The following is a 9,229-nucleotide window of genomic DNA, read 5'->3' on the forward strand; positions in this document are numbered from 1 at the left end:
CCGGGGCGGCTTTTTTGTTGTGCGTGCCACACTGGAGAATCCCATGACAGAGACATGTCCCCCTGACTTCCTCAGCGACGAGCGCTTCATCAACGAGCATCGGAAGGTCTTCGTGATGTTCATGGGGCGTGATGGCTACTCGCCAGATATGTCGACTGAGGAGTTTCCTCGCCTGCGTGAGACCGTCAAACTCGATGCCTGCCCGAAGGCGTACCTGCGCCTGCAACGGACCGGATCCCGCTTTGCGCTCGACCGGCGCAAGAAAATGGACATTGTGGAAATCTACCATAAGGCCGGCGAACATGCGTACTACGGCTACTGCGTTGCCCTCGGCATCAAGCCTGAGTGATTGGACCTTCTGGCTCCGCCGCGCTACCAATCAGCAGGGGTGAGTGGTCAAAGATCAGCACCCCTGTACGACCCGCTTGGAAGGAGCTGCAGTGACCTCTCGCCTTATGGAGATCCTGGATCGTGATGCCGCGATCATGAGAGCGAAGATGGCTGAAGTGATGCCGGCCGCCGACGGTGAGGCTCAGCGAGCTCGGGAGTTGATGATCCTCCTCCATACCGGGCTCTTCGTCATTCAGCGGGATGAGACCAGCTCTGCCGAAGAGTTGCGGGAGTTCGCCGGTCAAATCCTCGACCGAACCCGGTTCACCAGGCAGTAGCAGCCGAAATATTCCTGTGAGTTTCAGCCGGCCGAAGTCTTTGCGAAGCGGCTGGTAACCCCAGTCGGCTATCCAAACCCTTGCAGTCACACGCGAACCCTCCGCCGACTGCCGGATATGGGAATGTTTCGCTACCTCTGGAGACACAAGGCGTTCAGCGCCGTTCTGCTCTTCCTCCTCGGAATCAGCTGGTATCTGCAGCCGGTCACCGCCTGGATCGCGCTGGCCCTGCTACTGTTCCTGCGCCTGACCAAGGTCCATTCTGTCCTGCTCATCTATGACCTGACGGACCGGACGGCCCTGAGACATGTCAGGACGTTGGCAACCAAACGCGCCCATATGCTCTCACCTGACGAATATGGGAATGTCTCTGAGGAGGCGTGGGATAAGCATCTCAACAGCTTCATCAAGAAGACGCTCGTGCCGGAATTCCAGCGCAAGAAAGTTGAGCACCTCCTGGCCAAGGATTCGAAGCGGTCCATCGCCCGCCTGCGGACACGCATTAACCGGATCATCGATCGACACCAGCCAGCCGAGCCAACAGTCGAATTCGAAGACACGATGACCGGCAGGGAATTTGAGCTCTACTGCCGGGAGGTGCTACAGGAGGGTGGATGGCGCGCTGCGCTGACGCCCGGATCAGGCGACCAGGGCGCTGACATCATTGCCGAGAAGGAAGACCGGCGGGTTGTGATCCAGTGCAAGTTCTACAACGGCACGGTCGGCAACAAGGCGGTTCAGGAAGCCTATGCCGCCGCAGCCTTTCAGGATGCTCCCTACGCCGTCGTGGTCACCAACTCGGTCTTCACCAAGTCGGCTCACCAGCTCGCGCACAAGAACGGCGTGCTGCTGATGCACCACACCGATCTGCCACGGCTTGAGCTGATTGTCACCAGCGGGGCAGGCTCCCGCTGATACAAGATTCCATTTATTAGTCGGAGACCTTGAGAAAGTCGTCGATCGACAACTGCGCAGGACTAGCAGGCTTCGCTCTCGGCTTTCTCGGCGCTTCTTCGACACTTGCGGCCACTGGCTGCTTGCGCGGGATCGGCGTATCTTCCGACTGCATCCGCTTCATCCGAGCTTTCGCCTTGTCTCGCGCCTGGGCTTCCTCGGATAGCGGATCCTCGGTCAGCCACTTTCCGCGCTTGATCACCTCGTTCACGCGACCTTGGTTGATCCCAAGCTGGAAGGCGATTTCCTGCTGGGTCATATCCGTGGTGCTATGAAGTTCGAGAATCTTGCGGGCGAGCTCCGGCGTCATCTTGCGGCCAGACACCCGCCGTGCTGGAGCGACAGACCGGGTCTTCTTCTCCTCCTTGCGCATCTTCTCCAGGATAGCCAGGGCCATGTTCATGCCTTGGGCGCGCAGGGCTTCTTCGAATTGCTTCAGCGTAGCCAAAAGAGAGACTCCTGAACTCCTGCCCCGATGCACTCACCGGTTCAGACAAACTTTTGAACGACGAAGAGGTGATGGGCGTCCTGCCAGCCCCGCACGGCTTTTGGACAGGTCAGCCGATTTAAGCTGACCCGAAATAGAATGAGTCCATGATTCGAGTTTTTCAAGCTCGGCTATTCCAATTGGTTGTTGATTTGTTCCATCTTCGCCGTTTCCCCACGATGGGCGGGCTGGCTTGCTCAACCTATAGTCGGTATAAACCCCGTATTTGCCGACACACGAAGCTCACGCCACAACCACCGATGGCGTTGTGTGCTCCTGCAAAAGCCAAATAGCGTCTGAGAGCGGGTCCTTATGTCAGGGGTGGGTTCACGGCGCCTTAGATCATGCGCCCACCGGATCGCCGTTCACACGATCCTTCAGCTTATGGGATGGCGTGAAGGTCACGACGCGACGTGGCTCGATTGGGACCTCAACCCCGGTCTTTGGATTGCGTCCGGTTCTCTCGGCTTTGTTCCGAACTGTGAAATTCCCAAACCCGGAGAGTTTGACATTCTCACCGCGTTCCAGCGCATCGCAGATCTCGGCCAGCACTTGCTCAGAGAGCGCTACCGCTTCGTGGCGGGTCAAACCAACAGCCTCGACCACGGCTTGGGCCAGATCCGCTCGGGTCACGTTCCTGCTGGTCATCAGTTCATCCCACCGTGTGAAGGGTGCCCTCATCAGGGCATGCCCTACGGGGGATATTTCTCCTCAAGCTTGAGCACAAGAGCTTTCAGGTGCTCTGGCATGTCGGCGGCAATGACATCATCGTACAGGCTCTTCAGGGAGTGCCCGATGAAGAAGACCACCTGCTCCTGGGAAAAGTTCAAGCTGCCGGGGAGGTCACGCGACCAATCCCGAGTGTTATTCTGCTGCATGGCGTCGTTCTCAAGGCTGTGCCCTGCATTGCCCCTGATTAACCTATGTGAAGGGGCAACTCACGCCTGCCCGGACAGTTTCAGCGTGGCCGTATCCGGTGGATCAAGCCAACGAAGGCGCAGATGGAGGTCTTTGGGCCTTACCTCAGAAGCGTAGCAAGAGCGAAGCTGACACTCGCCATGCTCGCCAGGAACCACGGCCACCACGCTGGCAAAGGCCTGTCACTACGTCCCGTCATTGCTGCTCCCTGTCTTTTCATTGGGCCCAATTTGCCCAGCGGCCCACTGGCTTGCTTTGATCCACCGCAACAACACCCAATTGGCTCGGCCGCTGGCAATAACCCTTTCGTCGTGGGTCCGACCTCAGACCCGCATGGGTCCGGTGAAACCATCCGCCAGGTTCGTTCGCCCCGTTACTCGGGCGAGGCTCACACCCCTCACTTCAAGGAAGCCTCCTCACCTCCACGGCAACGGCGGGTGGGGAGGCTTTTCTGTTCATTGCGGCTGATTAGAGGCCTTTGGCCGCAACCACCTCAGACCGTCGACATGCCATAAAGTCCTATCTTGGCATGAAAGTCGGTCACACCCCTGATGAGCAGCCTCTATCACTACCCCGCCATGTCGGCCCTCAACGAGGAGACAGAGCCGGACCGCGTCTCCCGGCTCCACGAGGCCTTCGGGGTGATGTGCGCCATCGCCCGAATGATCTGGCGCGAGGAAACAGGCTATGACGCCAGTTCAGCTGCCTCAGCCACGGTTCGCTGGGACGGCTCGGTCATCGCGCTGCGTGACATCAGAGGCCACCTCGAGGTGATCTGGGCTTCTGCCGCCCATCAGGAACGCTATGGAGTGCTGGCCGAACTCGCCTGGGAGGCCATGTCGGAACCACGGGCCCACGTATCCCATCACCTCCCCAGCTGACCGGCAGGATTTCTTAGAACGGGTAGTCCGTTTCTTCAGGGATGCGGACGTCCCCTAGCTGCGACCTCCGGGCCACTCCGACGGTACCATCAGGCTCACGGGTAAACTGAACGCCGTGCTGCTCAAAGGCTCGCACAACAGCATCCACGCTGGTCCGCCGGACTGACAGCTCTCCAGAAATCTCCATCCGCTTCACGGACGCCGGAGAGATGCTGGCTGCCTCAGCCAGTTCACGGATTGACCAATTCAGCAGCCCACGGGCTGCCCGGATCTGAGCGCTTGTTGGCAGAATCCATGTCTCGAAGTCGAGGGATTGATCCATCGACCCAGAGGCATGGAACTGGGTCTCGACTTGGCCCGAGACCTCCAGATGGTGCAGCCAGATCTCGTCAACCACCAAGCGGCCGAGACCACGAAGCAATGTCGTCTGATACTGGCTGAACTCGTGAGGCCTCACATCGGAAATGCAGAAGGCGCCCAGCCGGATACCCGGCCGGATCGTCAATGGAACGCCAGCGTAGAATCTGAGGAACGGATGGCCCATCACATGGGGGTTTTTGCTGAAGGTCTGGTCCGCCAACGCATCCGGCACCACGAAGACCTCATCGTGCAAGATCGTGTAGTTGCAGAACGCGTAGTCTCGAGGAATTTCAGTTGCCTCACTTCCACCGAACCTCGCCTTGAAGAAGTACCGATGAGTGTCGGCTAGCGTCACATGAACCATGGGGACGTCGAATAACCGCTGTGCAATTCGACAGATTCGGTCGATAGCCGGTGACGAAGGCGTATCAAGGATCTCGAGCTTATGAAGAGCGGCGAGGCGCTCGGATTCGTTGGGCGACAGCGAAAAGTGCATTCGTCCTCGGTGTCCCTCGCTTGGTAGGAGAAAGGAGACCATCAGGTCCGGAACATCGTCGCCTGCCATACGGAATGCCGTTTTGGAACCCTCGATAACGATGATGTGACCGAACAATCCTGCGGCAACTCGTCCTATGGGCGGCTCTGTCACGATTCGGCTGGACACGAGCACGCGGCCAAACCACATGGAGCGGGCCAGATCTTACCTCCTGAAGTCCCAGCCCGAGAAATACCTATGTCCGACATCGGCCAGTTGAAGACAAAGCGAATTTGCTTTGATTGTGTCGGCGAAACTTATCTAGAGGACCTGATCGCCAATCAGGGCACCCATGGTCAATGCGATTATTGTGGCCAGCCTGGGCAAACTTTTACAATCGCCGAGATGGCCGATCGGATCGAGACGGCTTTCGAGCAGCACTACGAGCGGACATCAGAGCACCCCTCGGACCTCGAATTGATGATGCTGAAGGACAAGGAGCTAAACTATGAGTGGGAGCGGGAAGGCTTCCCCACTGTCTATGCGATCTGCGGTGCGGCGCTTATCGGTGAGCAGCCGGCTCGAGACATCCAAGAGGTGCTTGCTGACCGCTATGCTGATTGGGAAAGCATGAAAATCGGTGATGAAACCGAATTCGACGCCGGCGCCTGCTACGCCGAGAAAGGCCCTAATCCGAGGGAATGGCAGGCACAGTGGTTCCTATTCGAGGAGAAGCTGAAGACAGAGACCCGGTTCTTCAGCCGGGATGCCGCGGCGACCCTGGAGGTGATCTTCAAGGACATCTCGCATCTGCAAACCCGAGACGGGCGCCATGTCGTTATCGACGCCGGCCCTGGAACTCAGCACTCCGCATTCTATCGGGCGCGCTCCTTTGAAGCTGACAGCGATCTTCAGGATGCCCTCGTTTATCCAGAACAGCGGCTTGGGACGCCGCCCTCGCAAAAGGCGAGAGACGGTCGAATGAACGCGCGCGGTATCGCGGTCTTCTATGGTGCGAGCGACCCCGCAGCAGCCATTGCCGAGGTGCGCCCTCCAGTCGGGAGCAAGGTTCTTGTAGGTCGGTTTGAGGTGATTGCTCCTCTTCGGCTTTTGGATCTCAGGGCTTTGGACCGCATCAGACTGTCGGGGAGCAAATTACCGGACTAGGCAGCCACTAGCCTATCGGTCGTGACCTAAAGGGTAACGTCACACCTGTGCTGATCAGACCCCGTACCGCCTAAGAACGTCTCCGAGATTTCGGGATCACTTGGTCGATATCTCCAAACTCGGCCCAAGGATCATTCTGCAGATGAGACAAGCGCGCCGCCAGATTGCCAATCCGATACTGGTTGCCGCTGCGGATCGTCGACAGTTCCTCCCACGTCAGGGGCGTTGACACCGGTGCACCGGCCCGCGCCCGCGTGGAGTAGGCCGCCACGGCCGTCGCCCCCCGCCCGTTGCGCAGGTAGTCGATGAAGATCCGGCCCGTCCTGGCTCGCTTCGCCATCGTGTTCGTGTACAGGAGGGGGCTTGCCTTCGTCATCGCTGCTGCGACACTAGCCGCGGACGCTTTCGCCTCATCCCAAGAGGCTTTTGGGCGGAGGGGAACCACAACATGCAGACCCTTGCCGCCCGATGTCTTGACGAAGCTCACAAGATCGAGGTCCTGGAGGTAATCACGCACGTCGATCGCCCCCTGAACGACCGCGTCCCATCTGACGCCCTCCCCCGGATCCAAGTCGAAGACAAGCCGATCGGGCTTCTCCGGGTTCTTCAGCGTTGAGCCCCAGGGATGAATCTCAAGAACGCCGGCTTGCACCAAGGCGAGAAGCCCGGACAGATCTTGGATCGCAACCGCTTCGTCATCTCCGACGCGGACCCGCTGGATCCGTTCATCATCAAGGCCCGCCCAGGCGTGTTTCTGGAAAAAGCACTCCTTCTGCGATCCGCCTGGGCAGCGCAGAAGCGACAGTGGCCGGTTTACGATGTGAGGCAGGATCCAATCGGCGATCTCCGTATAGAACTCAGCGAGCCCGAGCTTGGTGATCCCCTCGCCCTCCCACAGTACGCGGTCGGGGTGCGTGAGATGGGCTCTCTCAAGGATCGCAACGCCAGACCCTGCGGCGGAAAGTGATTGCACGGCTGCCTCCCGCACGATCTCCCGCGGATCCTTATCCTCGCGCAGCCCTTGGAAAGAGCCCTGCCGGACCATGCCGTCATGGGTCCACCCTCGGAACTCGACCTCGGCGACGTATTCCGGCTTGACCCACTTCACTCCTCGACTTGCAACTGCAGGGAGCTTGGTGGCAAAGGGTGAGGCCTTCATCTCAAGCGACGTGAGGGTCTTGTAGAGCGCGCCCGCCACCTCCGATGTGAAGCCGGTCCCCACGCGACCGACAGGAATGAGCTTGCCAGCCTCATAGACCCCCATTACCAGTGAGCCCACAGCCTTTTTGGCCGCCGTCGACCGCAGGTAACCAGCGATCACCAGTTCCTGGCGCTGCGTGCACTTCGACTTGACCCAATCATCCCCGCGCCCTGATCTGTAGGGTTGATCGGCGCGCTTGGAGATGATCCCCTCCAAGCCCATCCGGCAGGCGTGCCTGACGAGAGTTGCCCCATCCTCCTCAAGATGGTCGCTGAAGCGGATGGTGCCACCCTGAGGCAGGTCATCGAACAGGAGCCGCAAGGCCGATTTCCGGTCTGCCAGTGTCGCCTTCCTCAGGTCTTCGCCGTCGAGATAAAGCAGATCGAAGACATAGTAGACGAAGCGCTCGCCCTTCCCACCCTTGAGCTCCTGCTGGAGCGCCGAGAAACTTGAGACCCCGCCTCATCCTCCACGACGATTTCGCCGTCGAGCAACGCCGATGGAATTTTCATTTCTTTGAGCGCATTTGCGATTGGTTTGAACTTCGCTCTCCAATTGAGCCCCTTTCGTGTCAGGAGCTTGATCTCGTGAAGCCAGTTGCCACCCCTTGGGGCACTCTCAACCAGTTGTGCCAACGCCGGCTCGACAAAGGGCGGCAGAATGCCCTTCTTCGCACCTTTGACCTTTGAGGGTCGTCGCGATCTCTCCGACTTGGATCTTGCCACCATCTCGCGTGCCGCATGGTCGACCCGGATATCGCCTTGAGCTGCCAGCTCCTCTATGGTCCGGCCTGATTTGAGCGAGGTCGTCTCCTCCTCGAGGATGTCCGGATCCTCAGAGGTGCGGGCGGCTTCATCATCGGACTTGAGCAACAGCCACTGCTCATTCCGCTCGCCGGGCTTGCCGCGGGTCCGCACGAGGTGCCACTTGCCCCTGAGGCGCTCGCCCTCAAGAGTGAACGTCAAACGACCACGGGCATAATCGGCATGCGGGTCGCCTTCCGGAATCCAGCGGCCCTGATCCCAGACGATCATGGTCCCGCCGCCATACTGGCCGGCCGGAATGACGCCCTCAAAATCAATGTACTTTAGGGGATGGTCCTCGGTGTGGACCGCCAGGCGCTTCTCGCCCGGAACCAGGCTCGGCCCCCGCGTTACTGCCCAACTCTTGAGAACCCCATCGAGCTCCAGCCGCAGGTCGTAGTGCAGGCGGCGCGCATCATGCTTCTGCACCACGAAGCGGTCGCCCTGAGACTTGGCTCTCTTGGCCCTAGGCTCGCTTGTGATGGAGAAGTCCCGCTTTGCCTGGTATGTGGCGAGAGAACTGGAGGCTCTTTTCGTAGCGGCTCGGCCTCGCGACGGCGCCTTCCTGGCTTTCGGACGGGCTGATGCCGCGACCATGACATTCTCCTACGCAACACACTTCATTGGGATTAGCCGGCCTTGCGCGCCTTCGTCTTGGGTGCAGGCTTCTTTGCCGGAGCAGCTTTCTTGCCTCCGGACCCTGACTTCTCGGCCGAGACACTGCGCTTGAGCGCGTCCATCAGATTGACGACGTTCGAGGGCTTCTCGGACGGCTCCTCTTTCAGCGGCTTGCCGGCCTGCTTCGACTTCAGCAGCTCGGCGACCGCTTCCTCGTACCGGTCATCAAATTGCTTCGGATCGAAATGGGCCGCCTTGCTGTCGATGATGTGCGCGGCGAGATCCTTCATCTCCTTGGGATACTTCACCTCGCTGATCTCATCGAAGACCTTGTCTTCGTCGCGAACCTCGTCGGCCGCGTGCAGCGTCGTGCCGACAAGCCCTTCGTCGAGAGGCTCCAGCAGGATCATGCGTTCACGCCGCGCCAGCACAATACGGGCAATGCCAGCCATGCCTTTGTCGCGGATGGCATCCCGAATGACGCAGAAGGCTTCGCTCGACACCTTGTCGGTCGGGGCGATGTAGTAGGCCGTGTCGAGGAAGCGCTCATCGACCTCCTCGCGTGGCACAAAGCTCTCGATGTCGATCGTGTGGGTGCTTTCCAGCTTCAGAGCGTCGAGTTCTTCGTCCTCGACCTGGATGTAGCTGCCCTTCCCGACCGCGAACCCTTTGACCTGGTCTTCACTCTCGACGACCT

General features: G+C 59.5%; 11 protein-coding genes and 1 pseudogene. 5 read left to right on the forward strand and 7 right to left on the reverse strand.

Translation table 11 applies throughout. The features are described 5' to 3' along the window. Positions 1-43: 43 nt before the first annotated feature. The 3 genes from DDF70_RS19595 to DDF70_RS19605 all read left to right on the forward strand — a co-directional run bounded on the left by DDF70_RS19595 (position 44) and on the right by DDF70_RS19605 (position 1,583). Positions 44-349: a hypothetical protein gene (locus DDF70_RS19595; protein ID WP_114946529.1), complete on the forward strand. Its 306-nt coding sequence runs from the start codon at positions 44-46 to the stop codon at positions 347-349. A 91-nt stretch (positions 350-440) separates the two neighbouring features. Then, positions 441-668 carry a hypothetical protein gene (locus tag DDF70_RS19600; protein WP_162820515.1) on the forward strand — a complete coding sequence of 76 codons (228 nt, stop codon included), beginning with the start codon at positions 441-443 and terminating at the stop codon, positions 666-668. Between the two features lie 123 nt (positions 669-791). Beyond that, positions 792-1,583 (forward strand): restriction endonuclease, encoded by a 792-nt coding sequence (locus tag DDF70_RS19605; protein ID WP_162820516.1) that lies wholly within the window; start codon positions 792-794, stop codon positions 1,581-1,583. A 16-nt stretch (positions 1,584-1,599) separates the two neighbouring features. On the opposite strand, the gene DDF70_RS19610 is transcribed toward DDF70_RS19605, so the two are convergent. The 3 genes from DDF70_RS19610 to DDF70_RS19620 all read right to left on the reverse strand — a co-directional run bounded on the left by DDF70_RS19610 (position 1,600) and on the right by DDF70_RS19620 (position 2,987). After that, the gene (locus DDF70_RS19610; protein ID WP_114946532.1) at positions 1,600-2,070 is read right to left on the reverse strand and encodes a sigma factor-like helix-turn-helix DNA-binding protein; all 471 of its coding nucleotides are present in this window, start codon (positions 2,068-2,070) and stop codon (positions 1,600-1,602) included. A gap of 381 nt (positions 2,071-2,451) precedes the next feature. After that, complete coding sequence (locus DDF70_RS19615; RefSeq protein WP_114946533.1) at positions 2,452-2,757, reverse strand: integration host factor subunit alpha; 306 nt, start codon at positions 2,755-2,757, stop codon at positions 2,452-2,454. Between the two features lie 44 nt (positions 2,758-2,801). Continuing rightward, positions 2,802-2,987 carry a NepR family anti-sigma factor gene (locus tag DDF70_RS19620; protein ID WP_114946534.1) on the reverse strand — a complete coding sequence of 62 codons (186 nt, stop codon included), beginning with the start codon at positions 2,985-2,987 and terminating at the stop codon, positions 2,802-2,804. Positions 2,988-3,578: 591 nt separating this feature from the next. Between DDF70_RS19620 and DDF70_RS19625 the strand changes: the two genes are divergently transcribed. Next, positions 3,579-3,908, forward strand: a complete 330-nt coding sequence (locus tag DDF70_RS19625; RefSeq protein WP_114946535.1) for a hypothetical protein — start codon at positions 3,579-3,581, stop codon at positions 3,906-3,908. 13 nt (positions 3,909-3,921) lie between these two features. Here the strand turns inward: DDF70_RS19625 and DDF70_RS19630 are convergent, their stop codons facing one another. Then, positions 3,922-4,881 (reverse strand): GAF domain-containing protein, encoded by a 960-nt coding sequence (locus tag DDF70_RS19630; RefSeq protein WP_162820517.1) that lies wholly within the window; start codon positions 4,879-4,881, stop codon positions 3,922-3,924. 120 nt (positions 4,882-5,001) lie between these two features. Between DDF70_RS19630 and DDF70_RS19635 the strand changes: the two genes are divergently transcribed. Further along, a complete protein-coding gene (locus DDF70_RS19635; protein ID WP_114946537.1) occupies positions 5,002-5,910 on the forward strand; it encodes an RES family NAD+ phosphorylase in 909 nt (302 codons plus the stop codon). Positions 5,911-5,980: 70 nt separating this feature from the next. On the opposite strand, the pseudogene ligD reads toward DDF70_RS19635, so the two are convergent. From ligD to ku, 3 genes and pseudogenes are all read right to left on the reverse strand, one after another. Further along, positions 5,981-7,510: pseudogene (gene ligD / locus DDF70_RS39035) on the reverse strand (DNA ligase D); the annotation flags it as partial. Next, positions 7,465-8,511: a DNA polymerase ligase N-terminal domain-containing protein gene (locus DDF70_RS39040; RefSeq protein WP_342633934.1), complete on the reverse strand. Its 1,047-nt coding sequence runs from the start codon at positions 8,509-8,511 to the stop codon at positions 7,465-7,467. The gene DDF70_RS39040 and the pseudogene ligD, both read right to left, overlap by 46 nt. Before the next feature lie 32 nt (positions 8,512-8,543). Continuing rightward, positions 8,544-9,229 (reverse strand): non-homologous end joining protein Ku (ku, locus tag DDF70_RS19645; RefSeq protein WP_114946538.1); only part of this gene is annotated, 686 nt, incomplete at its 5' end.

This window comes from Microvirga calopogonii (genome assembly GCF_003347665.1).
Classification (GTDB): domain Bacteria; phylum Pseudomonadota; class Alphaproteobacteria; order Rhizobiales; family Beijerinckiaceae; genus Microvirga; species Microvirga calopogonii.

Coding starts and splice junctions, on each gene's coding strand:
- DDF70_RS19595 (WP_114946529.1), top strand. CDS start 44: ATGACAGAGACATGTCCCCCTGACTTCCTCAGCGACGAGCGCTTCATC.
- DDF70_RS19605 (WP_162820516.1), top strand. CDS start 792: ATGTTTCGCTACCTCTGGAGACACAAGGCGTTCAGCGCCGTTCTGCTC.
- DDF70_RS19615 (WP_114946533.1), bottom strand. CDS start 2,757: ATGACCAGCAGGAACGTGACCCGAGCGGATCTGGCCCAAGCCGTGGTC.
- DDF70_RS19620 (WP_114946534.1), bottom strand. CDS start 2,987: ATGCAGCAGAATAACACTCGGGATTGGTCGCGTGACCTCCCCGGCAGC.
- DDF70_RS19625 (WP_114946535.1), top strand. CDS start 3,579: ATGAGCAGCCTCTATCACTACCCCGCCATGTCGGCCCTCAACGAGGAG.
- DDF70_RS19635 (WP_114946537.1), top strand. CDS start 5,002: ATGTCCGACATCGGCCAGTTGAAGACAAAGCGAATTTGCTTTGATTGT.
- DDF70_RS39040 (WP_342633934.1), bottom strand. CDS start 8,511: ATGGTCGCGGCATCAGCCCGTCCGAAAGCCAGGAAGGCGCCGTCGCGA.